This is a genomic window from Ammonicoccus luteus (assembly GCF_050880385.1).
GTDB lineage: Bacteria > Actinomycetota > Actinomycetes > Propionibacteriales > Propionibacteriaceae > Enemella.
Genome location: NZ_JBNZCI010000007.1, coordinates 83,844 through 100,745, shown reverse-complemented (window position 1 = coordinate 100,745; position 16,902 = coordinate 83,844). Strand labels below are relative to the sequence as shown.

Here is a 16,902-nt window from a genome sequence, read left to right as displayed (position 1 = left end):
CCGGCACGTTAGGGTCGGGGCGAAACGATCCCCCGACTCCGAGGACCGGCGTGCTCCAATTCGAATCGGTCGCGAAGACCTATCCCGACGGCACCGAGGCGGTGACCGATCTCGATCTGACCATCCCGTCCGACGGGATCACGGTGCTGGTCGGGCCGTCGGGCTGCGGGAAGACGACCATCCTGCGGATGATCAACCGCATGATCGAGCCGACCTCAGGTCGCATTCTCTGGGACGGTGATCCCATCAAGAGCATGCGGCGGACCACGCTGCGCCGCCAGATGGGTTATGTGATCCAGAACGGCGGTCTGTTCCCGCACAAGACCGTGCTGGAGAACATCGGCACCGTCCCCGAGCTGCTCGGCTGGGATGAGCAGAAGACTCTCCTGCGCTCGCGGCGTCTGCTGGAACAGGTGGGCCTGGAGGCACGGCTGGGCAACCGCTTCCCGGCCCAGTTGTCCGGTGGCCAGCAACAGCGGGTGGGCGTGGCGCGTGCGCTCGCCGCCGACCCGCTCCTGCTGCTGATGGACGAACCGTTCTCGGCTGTCGACCCCGTGGTGCGTGCCGACCTCCGCGAGTTGGTCAAAGAGCTCCAGCGCGAACTGAACAAGACGATCGTTCTCATCACCCACGACATGGAGGAGGCGATCGACATGGGCGATCAGATCGCCGTCCTGCGTCCCGGGGGGATCCTCGCCCAGTTCGGCACCCCGGAGGAGATCCTCGACGACCCGGCCGACGAGTTCGTGGCGCACTTCGTCGGCAAGGACCGGGGCTATCGCTCGCTCGGGTTCGCCGAGATCCCGAAGCCGCAACTGGGTCGCGTGCGGACCGTGCGCAATGCCGCGACGGCGTTCGGGAAATCAGACGACCGGGCCGAGCCGGTGCTGGTTGTCGATGCCGGTGGGCACCCGCAGGGGTGGGCGGCCGCCGAGCAGCCGGGACGCCTGCTGACGCTGGGCGAGACTTTCAACCACCCGGGCGCTCCCCTGCGAGACCTGGTGGAAGCAGCGCTCACCTCCCCGGTCGGCCGCGCGGTCGCGGTGGACTCGACCGGGCGCTATGCCGGAGTGCTCACCTCGGCCGAGGTGATGGCACAGGTTCAGCAGCACCGGGCCACCCTGGCCCGGCACCAACTGAGTCGAGCGGATGAGGCGACGGCTGCCGAGACGGCCGAGGACAAGACGGCGCAGGACCAGACCGCCGAGCACCCGGCCGCTGAGGAGAAGGCTGTCGAGGAGAAGGCCGCCGAGGAGAAGGCTGTCGAGAACAGGGCACAACCGGCCCCGGGGCGGGAGTCCTGATGGACTGGGCCTGGCTCCAACGCAACGTCGATCAGATCCTTGCGCTCACCGGACAGCATGCGCTGTGGTCGTTGATCGCGGTGATCGCGGGGCTCGCGCTGGCCTTGCCGGTCGGATATGCCGTGTTCCGCACAGGCCGGTCGGCCGGGATCTGGCTGGCCGTGGTCGGCCTGCTCTACGCGATCCCGTCGATCGCGCTGTTCGTGGCGATGCCGCTGATTCTGGGCACGGGCATCCTCGATCCGTTGAACGTGATCGGCGCGCTGGCGGTCTATACGTTCGCGTTGTTGGTCCGCAGTGTCCGTGACGGTTTTGCGGGGGTTGATCCGACGGTGCGGCAGGCGGCAGTGGCGATGGGCTATGGGCCGCTGCGTCGTGTCCTCGGGGTGGAGTTTCCCCTTGCGCTGCCTGTCATATTTGCCGGACTCCGCGTCGCCACCGTGTCGACGATCTCGCTGGTGTCCGTCGGCGCGGTCATCGGCAACGGCGCGCTCGGGCAGCTGTTCGACCGCGGGTTCGCCGGCGGCTTCATGACCCCGATCGTGGCCGGCATCGTGATCATCCTGGTGATGGCGCTGCTGGCCGATCTGTCGATCCTCGGGCTGCAGCGGGTGCTCCTGCCCTGGTTCGGGCTTGGCCAGCGCAGCGGTGGGCGGCTCCTGGGCAGGCGCCTCACGGGGGTGCGGCGATGAATCTCTTCGAGCATCTGTTGAACCCGGCCAGCTGGTCCGGGCCCGAGGGCATCCCGGCACGGCTCGTGGAGCATCTGCTCTATTCGGGAGCGAGTCTCGCGCTGGCGATCCTCATCGCGCTCCCGCTGGGCATCCTGATCGGCCACACGCGGCGGGGCAACGTCCTGGTCGCGGGCCTGGCGAACGCCACGCGAGCGCTGCCGACCCTCGGTCTGCTCGTCCTGGTGGTGCTCCTGCTCGGGACCGGGGCGATCCCGGTGATCCTCGCCCTCACGGTGCTCGCGATCCCGCCGATCCTCAACGCAACCGTCGTGGGGTTCCGCACCGCCGACCCGGACGCGGTTCTCGCCGCGGCCGCGATGGGCATGACGGGTGGCCAGCAGGTCGCCAAGGTCGAGTTGCCCCTCGCCTCCCCGCTCATCATCAGCGGCATCCGCAGCGCAGCCCTGCAGGTCATCGCCACCGCGACCGTCGCGGCGATGGCAGCCTCGGGCGGCCTGGGCAGATATGTCCTGGACGGTCAGAAGCGGGCCGACGGTTATCCTGAGATGATCACCGGGGCATTGTTGGTGATGGTGTTGGCCCTCTTGGCCGATCTGCTGCTCGGTGGATTGGCGCTGATGGCTCAGCGACGCACGACCGGCCGGCGCAAGGTGCGCACGGACTTGTTTGACGAGGCCAACACTGGTCCCGACAGCGAAGGAGCTTCGGCATGAAGCGCAGGACCCTGCTCATCCTTGGTGCGGCTGCGGCCGCAGCCGTCCCTCTCTCCGCGTGCGGCGCGAACCAGAACCCGCTCGCCCCCACCTCCAGCCCCAGTCCCGGCGGTGCGGGCGCGGGCGGGGGTGGCTCGGTCATCGTCGGCTCCGCGAACTTCACCGAGTCCATGGTGATCGCCGAGCTCTATGCCCAGGCCATGAAGGCCAAGGGTGTGGACGCCTCGACGCGACACGGCATCGGCAGCCGTGAGGTCTATCTGCGGGCGCTGCGGGACGGGTCGATCCAGATGGTCCCGGAATACGGCGGCAACCTGTTGCAATACGTCGATGAGGAGAACCCGGCCAGCACTGCCCAGGAGATCGAGGCCGCCCTGGCCGAAGCCGTCGCGCCCGACCTTGCGGTGCTCACCGCCGCGGAGGCCGCCAATCAGGACGTCTATTGCGTCACCCGCGCCTATTCCGATGAGCACGGCATCAAGTCCCTCGCGGATCTGTCCAAGATCGCCGGCGACGCGATTCTCGGCGGGCCCGCTGAGCTGAAGGACCGTGCCTATGGCCCGCCCGGGCTGGAGGCCATCTATCGGGCGACCTTCAAGGAATTCCGCACCTATGACGCGCTCGCGGTGAAGGTGCGCGATCTCACCTCCGACACGATTCAGGTCGCGACGTTCTTCACCACCGACGCCGCCATCGGTGACAACGATCTGGTCATGCTCGAGGATCCCGAGGTCATGATCCTCCCGCAGCCGGTGATCCCGCTCCTTCGCGCTGACGTGAAGGACAACACCGCGGCCGTGGACGCGGTCAATGCGGTCCAGGCAGAACTGAAGACCGAGGACCTGGTCGCGATGAACAAGCAGGTCGACGTGGACCGCCGCAACCCGGACGAGGCAGCAGGTGACTGGCTGAAGGAGAAGGGGCTGGCGTGAGAGGATCGCGGTCATGACGGCACTCAGCCGGGCCGAGTTGGCCCAGTTCATCGACCACACCCTGCTCAAGCCCGAGGCCACCGTGGCCGATGTCCGAGCCTTGGCTGCCGAGGCGGTCGAACTCGGGGCCTTTTCGGTCTGCATCTCGCCTTCGATGCTGAGCGCAGCCGTGCTAGGTGGAGTTCCGCTCGAGCTCGGCGACGTCAAGATCGCGACCGTGTGCGGATTTCCCTCCGGCAAGCACGTGCCGGAGGTCAAGGCGGCCGAAGCCGCCCGGGCGGTCGAGGACGGTGCCCACGAGGTCGACATGGTCATCGATGTCGGAGCTGTCCGTGAGGGTCGGTTGGATCTCGTGACCGCCGACATCCGGGCTGTCCGTGAGGCCACGAGCGGCGCCCTGCTCAAGGTCATCATCGAGGCCGCCGCGCTCACCGACGACCAGATCGTCGCGGCGTGCCATGCGGCCGAGGAAGCGATGGCCGATTTCGTCAAGACGTCGACCGGCTTCCACCCGGCCGGCGGCGCCTCCGTCGAGGCGGTCCGCCTCATGCGGGAGACCGTCGGCGACCGACTCGGTGTCAAGGCCTCGGGCGGCATCCGTGACCATGCCACAGCCATCGCAATGATCGAGGCAGGCGCCAGCCGACTGGGCCTTTCCGGCACCCGGGGGGTCCTCGCGGGCTGCCCGGACTGAACCCTGACCGGCCCGGGCCCCAACTAGTCTGGCGCTGTGTCGAACTTCGATTTCGGGGGCGGGCCGGGGCCCGGGCAGACCCCGCCGCCGCCGATCCAACTTCCTGCCCAGCAGGCGCAGTTCGCACAGGACGGTCTCGCGGCCCCACCGCAGCAGCAATCCCCGGCAGCGCAGGACCAGGAGCCCGCGAAGGGGCCGGGTGGCGGCATCACGCCGGTGGGTCTGATCTCGCTGCTGGCGATCATCGCGCTCGTGCTCGGTGTCGCCTGGACGGGCAACCGGTTCTGGCCCATCAACTCACGGATCGACTCGGCATGGCGCAGCGCCGATGGGAACGCGAAGGAGCTGACCTCGTTCCTTCGCGACGAGGGGTTCACCTGTTCCGACGAGGGCGCCGCGACCGACCTGCACTTCCATCGGCTGTGCGCACGGTTCACCGAGACGGACAAGCTCGCGATCGAGTTCGCCGGGCCGACGAGTGGGGAAATCATGCGTGTGCATGTCCAGCCGCACGGTCAGCTCACGCAGGAGGGCACCGCGGCGGCCACCCGCGCCGTCGACCTGAGCGTGCCCGACCAGAACGGGCAGCGCACCGCCCGAGCCGCACTCACCGCCGGCCAGAACTCCGCGCAGGACGTCACCGGCCCGTGGGGGCGGGCCGGGTGGGCCGATGGCACCTTCACCGTTGCCCGCACCTGGAGCGGACCGACCGTCGGCACCTACATCCCCGGCAACCTCGGTGCCGTCCGTGACAAGGCTGCGCAGGCCGGCTATCGCTGTGATGCCGGCACGGAGGTCCTCCAGTGCCAGCGGACAGCCAACGGTGCCGCCTGGAGCTTCACCGCGCGCCAGTCGGCCGATCCCGCCCATCTCAGCGACATCACCTTCACCGGCCGCATCAACGACCCCGAGCGACTCGATCCGGCCGAAGAACTCGACACGGTCCTCCCCGCCAGCCGGGAGCTCAACCGCATGAAGTGGTTCGTCGCCAGCGCGAACCAGCGCACGGGACAGGCGGGCTTCGCCCGCGGCGTGCGCATGAACTACGCCGTCACCCCGACCGACGTCTCCATCGAGGCCGGCACGGGCTGCCGGGTGGATGGCGGCGGGGCCGTCAGCTGCTGAGCCCTGTGCGACGCTGGAGCCATGTGTCGCAACATCCGCACCCTGCACAACTTCGAGCCGCCGGCGACCGACGACGAGGTCACCGCAGCGGCGCTGCAATATGTCCGCAAGATCGCCGGCACCACCAAACCCAGCCAAGCCAACCAGGAGACCTTCGACCGGGCGGTGGCGGAGATCGCGGAGATCACCCGCCGACTCGTCGATGGCTTGGTCACAGCCGCGCCGCCGAAGAACCGGGCCGAGGAGGCCGCGAAGGCCAAGGAGCGCTCGAGGGCTCGTTTCGCCTCCTGAGCCGGCACCGAGGTGGCCGCCACGCGGGCTAGTTTGCTGCGGTGCTGTCCCCGATCGCTGTAGAAGCCCCAGCCCCGTTCCTCGACGCCCGCGCCGCCGATCTGCGGCTCGTGATCGGCCCGGTGGACGGAACTTCGCTGCGTCCTGCGCTGGCCACGCGGCCGGGTCCGGTCTTCTTCGAGTACGCCACGGAGCTCCGTGTCCTCGGCGCCTCCCACCAAGTCGTTCTCCGAACGCCGCAGTGGGCTTGGGCAGAAACGCTGGCGTGTGACACCGGCCCCACCACAGCGCACCCGTCGGAGAGCGACAGTCTGATCGCGCCCGGCCTGCGGCACCGCGTGACCGTGGCGGTCGAACAGGCGCACACCCAAGGGGATTTCGGTGCCCGCGCGGACGAGATCGACCGGCGCTGCCGAGCCCACGACATCTCTCTCGTTGTCCGGTTCGCCGGCGACGCCTTGGCCTTCACCGCGATCGGTGCGACCGTCGACGCCGACGTGTTGCGCTGGGAGACGTGGCACCTGTTTCCCGAGAACGCCGACATCGTCACCTCGTCCAGCCTGATCAGCCGCGCAGCAGTCTGACGCGCGGTCGGCCGGGGCGTCCCTCAGGCGGGGCCGGAGTCGTCGCGGGTGGCTCCACCGCGCGTGGTGCCGAAATCGTCGTCGAGCAGCGGATCGTTGTCCTTGCTGCGACGGAACAGGCGATCGATGGCGAGGCGGCCGGCGCCGAACACGGTGAACAGCAACGCAAGCGCGGCCTGGATCCCGTTGTATTCATAACCGCCGTTCTCCAGCCATGGCCCACGGAACCACTTGGTCCACGCGATGATCATGCCCTGCTGGACGACCACGGCAAGCGCCACCAGCGGCGTCAACAGGCCGAAGATCAGGAAGACACCACCGATCATCTCCAGCAGCGTCCCGCCCCAGGCGAGCAACTCCGGTGCCGGGGTGTTGAACTGCCGAAGATAGTCGATCTGCCCCTGCATCCCGCCGTCTGACGTCCAGCGGCGCCAGCCACGGAACACGAGGACGGCCCCGAAGGCGACGCGCGCGATAAGCAGGGCGAGGTCCTGCAGGACCTTGAGAAAACCGGACATGCTTCAGAGCCTTCCTTGCGTGGACAGCCCAAAGACTAGGGCGTGCGGCCCGGGGGATCCGGGATCAACGCCGTGCGTTGCCCAGGCGGGTTCAGCTGATCGCCGGGATCCGCCGCAACAGCAGCGATAGCCCCAGCGCAACCAGCCAGAGGACCGCCACCAGGGCGGTGACGCCCAACCAATGGAACCTGTCCCAGGCTGTCCCGACGAGCCCACCGAAGACCGACGAGCCGAGATAGTACGCAAACAGATACAGCGACGCTGCCTGCCCCGCGCCCCCACCCCGGGCGGCCGACCGGGCGGCCACCCACCCGCTCGCGACGCCGTGGGCCGCGAAGAATCCGGCGGTCATCAGCACCATGCCGGCGATCATCAAGCCCAGCGGTCGCGCGGCCATGATGGCCAGACCGGCGAGGCACAGCAGCACCGCCCAGGGCACCACTCGTCGATGCCCGAAGCGATCGGCGAGCGAGCCGGCGTACGAACTGGAGAACGACCCGATCGCATAACTCACGAAGACCAGGGACGCGACCGACAGCGGCAACCCATAGGGTGGTTCGGCCAGCCGGAACCCCATGGCGTTGTAGACGGCGACGAACCCGCCCATCAGCGTGCCCGAGATGCCATAGAGCGCGAGGAGTGCCGGGTCGGTGATCGCCCGCCCGAACAGCCGCAGGACCGCGACCGGCCTGGCCGCGACCGGATGGAAATTGCGTGACCGCGGCAGGAACACGAGCACGATCACCGCACATGCCAACCCGAGCAGCCCGATGGCCGCCGATGCCCAACGCCAGCCGAACAGGTCGGTCACCGCACCCACGATCAGGCGTCCGCTCATCCCGCCGATCGCTGTGCCGCCGATATAGAGCCCGGTCGCGCGCGAGGAGGCGGAGGCGTGGACTTCTTCGCGGAGGTACGCCGTCGCGACCGCCGGGAGACCCGCGAGCGTGAGTCCCTGGAGGAGGCGGAGGGCGAGGAAGACCTCCCAGGTCGGCGCGAGCGCGCAGGCGATGCCGACCGCGCTGGAGGAGAACAGGGAGATCAACATGAGCGGGGTCCGCCCCCACAACTCGGTCGCCGGCCCGGCCAACAGCAGGGCGATGCCCAACCCCAGAGTGCCGAGCGAGACCGCGAGGGTCGCGGACGCGGCGGGCACCTGGAACTGGGCGGATAGCTCGGGCAGCAGCGGCTGCGGGACATAGAGGAGGGCGAACGTGGCTAGGCCGGCGAGGAAGAGACAGAGGGTGATGCGGCGGTACGCCGGCTCTCCGGGCCGGTGACCCGGAACGCGCGGCGGTCGGGTCAGGGCTCGTTCCTCCCCGGCAAAGGATTGGCCCTCGCAGGAGCAGCGACGGGCGACGGGGACGGGAGGACAGTGCGGCTGTTCACGACTGCATGGACCTCCTCCGGGCGCGGGCCTCTTCCACTGTAACTCTGCTTCGATTTCCCAACGGCCGGGGCACATTCGCGCCCTGGACGGTGCTTGACGGAAAACATCTGGCAACAGCAGGCACAAAACCGACCGGATGGGCAGGATGAAGAACTAACACGCAGCCCGGTTCTCCGTGGCCCCCCGTGGAGCAGCCGGCGACGGTGCCGGCCTTGTGGAAGGAGCCGCCCCATGGCAACCACTGCTGGCGCCCAGCCGGCCTCCGTTCAGAAGCTGTCCCAGGGCAGGGTGATCTCGTACGCCCTCGGCGACGTCGCGAACAACCTCTCGTTCATGATGACGTCGCTGTTCCTGATGGCGTACATGACAGATATCGCCGGCATCTCTGCCGCCGCAGCCGGCACGATCTATGGCGTCACCAAGATCTGGGCCGGCATCTCCGACCTCGTGGCCGGCCAGACGGTGGACCGGGCCAATACCCGCTGGGGACGGCTGCGGCCATGGCTGCTCTGGGGCAGCCTTCCGCTCGCGGCAGTCCTCGTGGCCCTGTTCAGCACCCCGGCCGGGCTGTCCGGGCCGGTCACCGTCGCGTGGATCCTGCTGTTCGATGCGGCGTTCCAGCTGTGCTATTCGTTCGTGAACATCCCCTATGGCTCGCTGTCCGCGGCCATGACCCAGAGCGCTGTCGACCGCTCCCGGCTCGCGGGCGCCCGGTCGATCGCCTCCTCCGTCACCGGCGTGCTGCTGGCCATCTTCCTGGCGCCGCAGTTCAGCAAGGAGGCGCTGCAGGCACCGGACATCCGGATGAAGTTCACGATCACGATCCTCGTCGTGGCGGCCGTCGCGGTCGTCCTCTATCTGATCTGCTTCCTGAACACCCGCGAGACCGTGCAGCGGCCGCCGGGCAAGGTCAAGATGTCGACCACGTTCAAGATGATCGGCCAGAACAGGCCGCTGTTGATGCTGTGTCTGGGCGCCCTGTTCCTCCTCGGTGCGATGTTCACGCTGATGGCCGTCCAGATGTTCTATGCCCGCATCGTGCTCGGCAGCGCCAGCAGCTTTATCTGGTTGCAGATCGCGAACACCGTCGGCACCGTCATCATCGCCTCGTTCGTGCCGGCCATCACCGTGAAGTTCGGCAAGCGCATCGGCTATGTGCTCTGCGCCTTCATCGCGATCGTCGCCTATCTGATCATGGCCAACGTGCCCGGTGGCCACGGCATGAGCGCGCTGGCGGTCGCGGTCATCGCGTTCTTCATCTATGGCCTCGGCGTCGGTGGCACCAACGCGCTGATGTTCTCGATGCAGGCCGACACCGTCGACTACGGCGAGTGGAAGTCGGGCACCCGGGCCGAGGGTGCGGCGTACTCCATCCTCTCCTTCGTCCGGAAGTGCGGCCAGGGTGTCGGCGGCTGGATCGGCGGCATCGTGATCGGGCTGTACGGCTATAGCAAGGCAGCCGTCGACGCGGGTGATCCCGCCACCATGGAGCGCATCGACCAGGGCATCCGGGTCGCCGCCGGTTATGTTCCTGCTGCGTTCGGCGTCCTCGCCGCGTTGGTGATCTTCTTCTATCCGCTCACCGCACAGCAGCACAAGGACATCGTGCGCGATCTCCTCGCGCGCCGGACCACCGCGAGCGCGGCCGACGTTGACGACGAGGCCGGTGGCCTCGACATCAACACCGAGGGCACGCTGGTCGCGCGCCGCCCGGTGGTGACGATCAACGAGCAGTACGGCGCCGGCGGCACCTATATCGGTGAGCGGGTCGCCGAACGACTCGGCATCCCGTTCGTTGGATCGAGGTTCACTTCGAGCGAGATCGAACAGATCGACCGCGCCGCTGAGGCCGAACCGACGATGAACAGGTGGTTGTGGGACTTCGCCCACACCAGCAACGCCGATATCGACGCTGCGGTCCGAGCGGATGCCGAGTCCAACACGCGGGTCGTGCGCGAGAACACCACGCAGGTGATCGGGTTCGTCAAGGACGAGGGTGGCGTCATCCTGGGCCGCGACGCGACGCGGGTGCTGGCCCTCATGCGTGGCGCGTTCCACGTCCGGCTCGAAGCCCCCGTCCGGGTGCGGATCGACCGCGCGGCGGAAACCGCGAAGATCAGCCGGGAGACGGCGGCTCAGCGCCAGTCCCGCGAGGATCGGATGCGCAACGAGATGTCGATGCGACTGATGAAGTACGACGCGACCGACCACACCTACTACGACCTCGTCGTCAACACCGAGGGCTCGCTCGACGACGCGGTGGAGCAGATCGTGGCGGCCTATCGGCAGAAGTTCCCGGACCTGGCCCGGTGATCTGATCGAAGTACGCACGCGACCCCGCCGGGAGACCTTCTCGGCGGGGTTCCGTGCGTTACGGGGTTGATCCTGGCGCTTGGCTCTGCGGGTTCCCTGCGCGGGAGGATTCAGCCCGCGGGCTTGGACAGGAACCGGCGTACGGCCTCGTTGAAGAGCGCCGGTTGGGTCAGGTGGGACGGCTCGAACGCGTTCTTGAGGATCTCGACCCGCGCGTCCGGGATCGTCATCGCGAGTCGCTTCGCGAGCGTGACCAGCCATGGTGCCGCGTCGCCGGCGAGGCAGAGGGTGGGGCAGGTCAGCGTACGCAACTCGGCGGCGTGTTTGATCGACGTGTAGGCCCGCAACTGCGCCCGCAGCTCCCCGAGCCGAGCAGCCCGCATCTGGTCGGCCAGGACCCGGCCGGCGGCGGGCCACCGGAGATAGCTGTTCAAGGTCGCGGCGGCCAACAGGGAACGGGGCACCGCGCGATAGGCGAGCGAGCTGCTCCGGATCGCGAGCGCCAGCGTCTTCTCGAGCGGCGTCCGCGTCGTGGTGTCCCCCCAGGTGTCACACAACACCAGGCGCCGGACGGACGCCGGGTGGTCGATCGCGAACCGCTGGGCGACCGCACCGCCGTAACCGACACCCACGATGTGGGCGCGGCGGACCTGGAGATCACCGAGCAGGGTTGCGATCTCGCGGGCGTGGGTGCGGATGATGTCAGGTGTGTCCGGATCGAGCGGTTCGGTCTGACCGTTGCCGAGCAGAGTCACGGCAATCGTGCGGAAGTCGCGGGAGAATTCCTGGACCTGGTTATCGAAGAGTTCCGCGGTGCCGCCCAGTGGTGGGATGAACACCAGGGATTCGCCGAAGCCGCGCTCGACGTGCGTTGTCATGGGAACAGTATGGCGAGCCCGAGTGGCCGACGGGATCCCCACCGGCGCGGGAGCCCCCCGAAGATCGCACTAGCTCCCGCCCCGATCGGTGGCTGACCTGAGGTCGATCCCAGATTCGCACGGGAATGTTCCGTGCGCCATTTCTTGGGCCGTTTCCGCGTGTCCCAATTATTGGGGACAAGACGCTTCATCGAGGCGAGGAGCCAGCTCCACGCCAGGCAGGCCGCCGACACACCCATCGGGGCCACCGGAGCGCCGCCGACACGCCGAAAGCGGTCTGCACTTGTGCCATATGGCAGGCGTGCAGGTGCGACACGCGTGTCGTCGGCTGCTGTTGTGCCATATGGCAGAAGTGCAGGTAGGCGCCGGCGTGTCGTGGAGGGAGGTCGGCCCTGTGGGAGATGCAACTGAACCGTCCTGGGGTTCTCGGAGGGTGTCGATCTAGCAAGGGAGGATCGGCACCATGGCAGCACCGAGGGAAGTACGACGATGAGTTCATGGCTCGTGCGGTCGGGATGTATCGGGAACGGTTGGCTGAGCCGGGCGCTTCGAAGGCCGGGACTCGCAAGTGGGTCGGGGAGTTGTTGGATGTGAACCCCGCGACGTTACGGAACTGAGCATGGCGAACCTCAGCCGACGACGAACCGTTCTGCCCTTGCGGCGTGCTCGCTCGAGGTGCCGACGAACACGGTGAACTCGCCCTCCGGGACAGCCCAGCCGCGGTCGCCATAGCTCCACACGGACAACGGATGATGGGTGGCTGCCGGGTCGATCGTGATCGTCACGGTCTGGCTGTCGCCGGGCTCGACCGTCACTTTCCGGAAGCCCACGAGGCGCTTGGGCGGCTGGCCGGTGTGCTCGGGGAACCCGAGATAGACCTGGACGACCTCGGCCCCGGTGCGATCGCCCGTGTTGTGCACTGTCGCCTGCACCGTCAGGGGCGAACCGCCCGGGGTCGCGCCCGGGTCGACGGTGATGTCGGACAGTTCGAATGTCGTGTAGGACAGTCCGAACCCGAACGCCCACAGGGGCTCGATGTCCTGCGCCTGGAACCACCGATAGCCCATCTGCAGTCCCTCGGAATAGCGGATGACCGGATAGCCGGCGCCTTCGTCGGTGCCGGGATAGCGGTCCGGTCGTCCGGCGATCAGCGTGTCGTCGGCCGAGCGCGGATAGGTGGTCGGGACCTTGCCGGACGGGTTGACGGTGCCGAACAGCAGATCGGGAACGACATGGCCGTCCTCGGTGCCCTGATTCCATGCTTCGAGAATTGCCGGGACGTCGTCGACCCAGGGCATCAGCACGGGGCTCGAGTTCTTGAGGACCAGCACCGTTCGCGGGTTCACGCCGCCGACCGCGGCGATCAGCCGGTCCTGGTCGTTCGGCAGGTGCAGATCGGGCAGATCCGCGCCTTCGGTCGCGACCAGGCCGGCCATGATGATGACGGCGTCGGCAGCTCGCGCTGCGACGATCGCGTCCTCGAGATTGCCGAGGTCGTTCGCGACGACCACGCTGTCGACCGTTGCCGACCCGCCGAGCTCCGCGAGGACGTCGCGGAGACCGGGGACCGGGTCGACCGTGTACAACGGATCAACGCGAGACGAACCGCCACCGCCCTGGCAGGCGTGCGCGGCGTACTTCTCCTGCCCGATCACCACGATCCGCCCGCAGTTGGGATCGAGAGGCAGGATCCCGCTCTCGTTCTTGAGCAGCACGGCCATGTCCGCGCCGATCCGCCGGGCGATTGCCCCATGGGCGGCCGCGTCGATCTCGCCCGGCGCATAGGGACGCTCGAACTGACCGAACCGGAACATCTGGGTGAACCGACGGACGAGGGCACGGTCGACCGTTTCGATCTCCAGACTCGTGTCGTTGAGGGCGTTCTTGATGTTGGTTTCGTTGAGCCACTTCGCATCCGGCATCTCGTGATCGAGGCCCGCGTTCAGGCTCGCGGCGGCCGATCGGGTGGACCAGAAGTCGGATTGCACATAGCCCTCGAAACCCCACTCGTCCCGCAGGATGTCGTGGAGGGTGTACCGGTATTCGGTCGCGTACACGCCCCGGACCCGGTTGTACGCGCTCATGATCGCGGCGATGTCGGCGTCCTTCACGAGCATCTCGAACGGGAGCAGATAGAGCTCCCGGAGCACGTGCTCGTCGAGTTCGACGTTGGTGCGGAAGCGCTCGTATTCCTGATCGTTCACCACATAGTGCTTGCCCATCGCGATGATGTCGTGGGCTTGGATGGCCTTGGTGACCTCGACGCCCATGACGCCGGACAGATAGGGGTCCTCCGAGAAGTACTCGAAATTCCGACCCGCCGTGACCGTCCGGTGCAGGCAGACCCCCGGGCCCTCCAGCACGTGTTGGCCGAGGGTGGCGGTTTCGCTGCCGATGATGTCGCCGTACGCCGCCGCGAGCGCCGGGTCGAAACTCGCTGCGACCCCGATCGTCATGGGGAGAGCGGTCGCCGGCGGGGACGGTGTGCCGTCACCCATTCCGACGCCGACCGGACCATTCGTGATCCGGAACCGTGGGATGCCGAGCTCATCGATAGCCGCGACGTGGCGTTCGACCCGGATCTGCGCCGCGAGTTGGGCCATCTCCTCCTCGGTCGATGCTTGGTTCATCGCGCCGTAGATGTCGATGGTCTCCATCGCACCGTGGAGTTGGGCAATCTTCTGCTCCAGCGTCATCGCGGCCACCAGGGCCTCGGCGCGCTGACGGGGAGACAGGCTCGGATCGGTCCAAGGGTGATCGGGCACTGAATTCTGGGCGTCGTTGCTCACATGGTCAGGCTAGGCAGCCCGCACCACGGTCGCTGGGAGTTGCCGCAAGTTCCTCAGTGCCGGCGTTGTGGCACGAGGAACGGCTTCATCAGCTTGGTGAGCACCGGCGCCACGAGATAAGTCATTACCAGCACGATGAGGGCAACGTTGATCGCCGTCATCACCAGGAACGGCACTTGGCCGTCCGGGTTCCAGAACTTGGCGAGGAAGATGAACAGCGAGGCCAGCGGCCAGATGCCCATCCAGGTGACAACGGCGGTCTTCCAGCGCGGCGGTTTCGGGGCGTTGGCCGGGATGGACGGACCCTGGAACCATTCCTCCAGCGCGTTGAGGCGACGGTGCTCCGGCTCGCCCTCCGCGTGGGGACGCATCCGCTCGAAGATCCTCTTGCGGTCGGAGGAACTGTCCCAGGCTGCAAGGTCGGCCTCGGACGCGAAGTTGACCGCGATCTGATAGGCGCAGCCGGGGGATTCCGGGGGGATGATCTCCGCGCCCTCGAAGCCGTGGTGGTGCCTCATCATCTGCAACATCTCTCGGACGAGGTCTTCGTAGGCGTCTTCATGCCCCGGCAATGCCCGGCGCCTCGCAATCCTGGTGACGGCAGTGCTGTCTGATGCGGCGGCTTGGGACACGGGGCTTCCTCCGGACGGTGCTGTGGTGATGGTTTAAGTATCCCAAATCGGCTTGTCGGGGCTCAGCCAGGTGCTGGTTGGCGGCACTGGCTTGTGGGGGCTCAGTCAGGTGCTGGTTGGCGGCACTGGCTTGTGGGGGCTCAGTCAGGTGCTGGTTGGCGGCACTGAATGTCCGGCCCCTGAGATGTACCCGCAGGGGGCGCAGCATCGCCGTGGGCGGGATGGCGCCCGGCCTGCGGGGACATCTCAGGCACTGGACCGCGTCGGGTGCGGCTGACGGGTGTCAGTCGCCGAGGTACGCCGTCGCCTCGATCTCCACCAGGAACACCGGGCGGCCCAGGGCCGCCACGCCGACGACGGTGTGCGTGGGCTTGACCGGGCCGGTGAAATATTTCGCGCGGGCCGCGGACGCGATCGGGGCGTCGGAGACGTTCACCAGATAGGTCGTGGTCTGCACGATGTCGTCCATCGTGCCGCCGGCGGCCTCGACGACCGCCTTCATGTTCTGCATCGCTTGGTCGATCTGGGTCTCGACATCGTTCTCGCCGACGATCGTGCCGTCTGCGGTGAACGACACCATGCCCGCGATGTGCAGGGTGTCGCCGGCGCGCACCCCATAGGAATAGGTGTTGTTGACCGCGGGTCCCTCCGGCAGGTCCGCCGGCATGATCGATTGGGTTCCAGCCATGAGCGCTCCTTTGTCGTTGCTTTCGACGGCATTCTTCCAGTCCGGCCACGGGGTGGGTGACCGGTGCTCCCGCAGACTCGTCCGATCCGCTTCGTCACGGCATCGGTTTGGTTGCACAGTCAGCTTTGCCACAGCGTAGGGGGGAGCGGAGCGATTGCTCACCATCGCGCTCCCAATGATCCGTAGGGTGCACGGTGAGGACCCATCGAGCACCACGAAGGAGTGTCGAATGCCGAACCTGCTGCACCGCGTGGATGACCTTCGCATGCGGGCCGACGTCGCCGCGCTCGTCCTGGTCGACTATCAGCAGCGACTGATGCCCGCAATCGACGACGCCGAGGAGGTGCTGCGCCGGGCGGGTTTCCTGGCCGAGGTGGCGCACATCCTCGGGGTCCCCGTCATCGGCACCGCCCAGAATCCTGACAAGCTCGGTCCGAACCTCCCACCTGTTGGTGACCAGCTCGACCGAGTCGTCGCGAAGATGACCTTCGGCGCCTGCGAGGGCGGTCTCGATGAGGTGCTCGTGGCCCTGGACACCGATTCCGATCGGCCCCGCGACGTCGTCATCGCCGGTTGCGAAACGCACGTCTGCCTGCTGCAGACGGCACTCGGGCTGCTGGAGGCCGGGCGCCGGGTGTGGGTGGTCGCGGATGCGTCCGGCTCGCGGAAGGCGGGGGACAAGGAGGCTGCGCTCGCGCGTCTGGCGTCCGCGGGGGCCACCGTTGTCACTGCCGAAATGGTTGCCTTCGAGTGGCTGCGGACCTCCGATCACGCGCAGTTCAGAGCCATCTCCCGGCTCGTGAAAGAGCTGTGAGATGGCCCTCGAACGGACCGGCCGGCGAGCTGAAGAAGCGCGGAACATGTATGTCGGTGGCCGCGGTGATCGCACCGCCCGCGCTTATGCGCGCGCGTGGGCCTTGGCGTTCGGCAAGGGGTTGATGCCGAAACGCTGGGTAACCCTCGAGGTCCCCGGGCGCAAGTCCGGCAGGATGACGCGATTCCCGCTCGGGATGGCCGACTGGGAGGGCCGTTGGTTCCTCGTGTCGATGCTCGGTGAGTGCAACTGGACGCGCAACGTCCGGGCGGCAGGAGGCCGCGCGGTGCTTCGCCGACGCAAGCCGCGCGGCGTACTCCTCAACGAGGTTCCGACCGCTCAACGCGCGCCCATCATCAAACGCTATCTGGCTCAGGTGCCCGGCGCCCGACCGCATGTCCCGGTCGACCGGCGCGCCTCCCTTGCCGAATTCGAGGCGATCGCCGGGGACATCCCCGTCTTCGAGGTGTGCGACGCGACCCACGGCGAACACCGGTGAGCGGTGCCGAGACGACCGATCACGGCCCCCGGGTGGCCCCGCC

17 protein-coding genes are annotated in these 16,902 nt (G+C 67.8%); 11 read left to right on the top strand and 6 right to left on the bottom strand.

Translation table 11 applies throughout. From position 1 onward, the window contains the following. Positions 1-50 precede the first annotated feature (50 nt). From ACQ260_RS14805 to ACQ260_RS14770, 8 genes are read left to right on the top strand one after another with little or no spacing between them, the layout of a single operon-like run. Positions 51-1,304, top strand: coding sequence for an ABC transporter ATP-binding protein (locus ACQ260_RS14805; RefSeq protein ID WP_432560227.1), 1,254 nt, complete (start codon positions 51-53; stop codon positions 1,302-1,304). Next, the gene (locus tag ACQ260_RS14800; protein WP_432560226.1) at positions 1,304-1,996 is read left to right on the top strand and encodes an ABC transporter permease; all 693 of its coding nucleotides are present in this window, start codon (positions 1,304-1,306) and stop codon (positions 1,994-1,996) included. The genes ACQ260_RS14805 and ACQ260_RS14800 overlap by 1 nt, the downstream gene beginning before the upstream one ends. Further along, entirely contained in the window at positions 1,993-2,712 is a 720-nt protein-coding gene (locus tag ACQ260_RS14795) for an ABC transporter permease (RefSeq protein ID WP_432560225.1), read from the top strand. Before ACQ260_RS14800 ends, ACQ260_RS14795 begins: the two co-directional genes overlap by 4 nt. Continuing rightward, entirely contained in the window at positions 2,709-3,644 is a 936-nt protein-coding gene (locus ACQ260_RS14790; protein ID WP_432560224.1) for an ABC transporter substrate-binding protein, read from the top strand. The genes ACQ260_RS14795 and ACQ260_RS14790 overlap by 4 nt, the downstream gene beginning before the upstream one ends. A 13-nt stretch (positions 3,645-3,657) precedes the next feature. After that, positions 3,658-4,338 carry a deoxyribose-phosphate aldolase gene (gene deoC, locus ACQ260_RS14785; RefSeq protein WP_432560223.1) on the top strand — a complete coding sequence of 227 codons (681 nt, stop codon included), beginning with the start codon at positions 3,658-3,660 and terminating at the stop codon, positions 4,336-4,338. Between the two features lie 36 nt (positions 4,339-4,374). Beyond that, positions 4,375-5,463 (top strand): hypothetical protein, encoded by a 1,089-nt coding sequence (locus ACQ260_RS14780; RefSeq protein WP_432560222.1) that lies wholly within the window; start codon positions 4,375-4,377, stop codon positions 5,461-5,463. A gap of 21 nt (positions 5,464-5,484) precedes the next feature. Beyond that, a complete protein-coding gene (locus tag ACQ260_RS14775; protein WP_432560221.1) occupies positions 5,485-5,754 on the top strand; it encodes a DUF2277 domain-containing protein in 270 nt (89 codons plus the stop codon). A gap of 41 nt (positions 5,755-5,795) precedes the next feature. Next, entirely contained in the window at positions 5,796-6,338 is a 543-nt protein-coding gene (locus ACQ260_RS14770; RefSeq protein WP_432560220.1) for a DUF2617 family protein, read from the top strand. A 23-nt stretch (positions 6,339-6,361) separates the two neighbouring features. Here ACQ260_RS14770 and ACQ260_RS14765 read toward each other — a convergent pair whose 3' ends face one another. Next, a complete protein-coding gene (locus tag ACQ260_RS14765; protein WP_432560219.1) occupies positions 6,362-6,856 on the bottom strand; it encodes a DoxX family protein in 495 nt (164 codons plus the stop codon). A gap of 91 nt (positions 6,857-6,947) precedes the next feature. Beyond that, positions 6,948-8,105, bottom strand: coding sequence for an MFS transporter (locus ACQ260_RS14760; protein ID WP_432560292.1), 1,158 nt, complete (start codon positions 8,103-8,105; stop codon positions 6,948-6,950). Positions 8,106-8,477: 372 nt separating this feature from the next. Here ACQ260_RS14760 and ACQ260_RS14755 point away from each other — a divergent pair, with 372 nt between their 5' ends. Next, entirely contained in the window at positions 8,478-10,559 is a 2,082-nt protein-coding gene (locus ACQ260_RS14755; protein WP_432560218.1) for a glycoside-pentoside-hexuronide (GPH):cation symporter, read from the top strand. 110 nt (positions 10,560-10,669) lie between these two features. Here the strand turns inward: ACQ260_RS14755 and ACQ260_RS14750 are convergent, their stop codons facing one another. The 4 genes from ACQ260_RS14750 to ACQ260_RS14735 all read right to left on the bottom strand — a co-directional run bounded on the left by ACQ260_RS14750 (position 10,670) and on the right by ACQ260_RS14735 (position 15,546). Beyond that, positions 10,670-11,437: an alpha/beta fold hydrolase gene (locus ACQ260_RS14750; protein ID WP_432560217.1), complete on the bottom strand. Its 768-nt coding sequence runs from the start codon at positions 11,435-11,437 to the stop codon at positions 10,670-10,672. 629 nt (positions 11,438-12,066) lie between these two features. Next, positions 12,067-14,226, bottom strand: coding sequence for a beta-glucosidase (locus ACQ260_RS14745; RefSeq protein ID WP_432560216.1), 2,160 nt, complete (start codon positions 14,224-14,226; stop codon positions 12,067-12,069). 53 nt (positions 14,227-14,279) lie between these two features. Further along, the gene (locus tag ACQ260_RS14740; RefSeq protein WP_432560215.1) at positions 14,280-14,858 is read right to left on the bottom strand and encodes an antibiotic biosynthesis monooxygenase; all 579 of its coding nucleotides are present in this window, start codon (positions 14,856-14,858) and stop codon (positions 14,280-14,282) included. A gap of 283 nt (positions 14,859-15,141) precedes the next feature. Continuing rightward, positions 15,142-15,546 carry a RidA family protein gene (locus tag ACQ260_RS14735; RefSeq protein WP_432560214.1) on the bottom strand — a complete coding sequence of 135 codons (405 nt, stop codon included), beginning with the start codon at positions 15,544-15,546 and terminating at the stop codon, positions 15,142-15,144. A gap of 229 nt (positions 15,547-15,775) precedes the next feature. On the opposite strand from ACQ260_RS14735, the gene ACQ260_RS14730 reads away from it, so the two are divergent. After that, positions 15,776-16,360, top strand: a complete 585-nt coding sequence (locus ACQ260_RS14730) for an isochorismatase family protein (RefSeq protein WP_432560213.1) — start codon at positions 15,776-15,778, stop codon at positions 16,358-16,360. Between the two features lies 1 nt (position 16,361). Continuing rightward, the gene (locus ACQ260_RS14725; RefSeq protein ID WP_432560212.1) at positions 16,362-16,859 is read left to right on the top strand and encodes a nitroreductase/quinone reductase family protein; all 498 of its coding nucleotides are present in this window, start codon (positions 16,362-16,364) and stop codon (positions 16,857-16,859) included. The last annotated feature ends 43 nt before the right edge of the window (positions 16,860-16,902 follow it).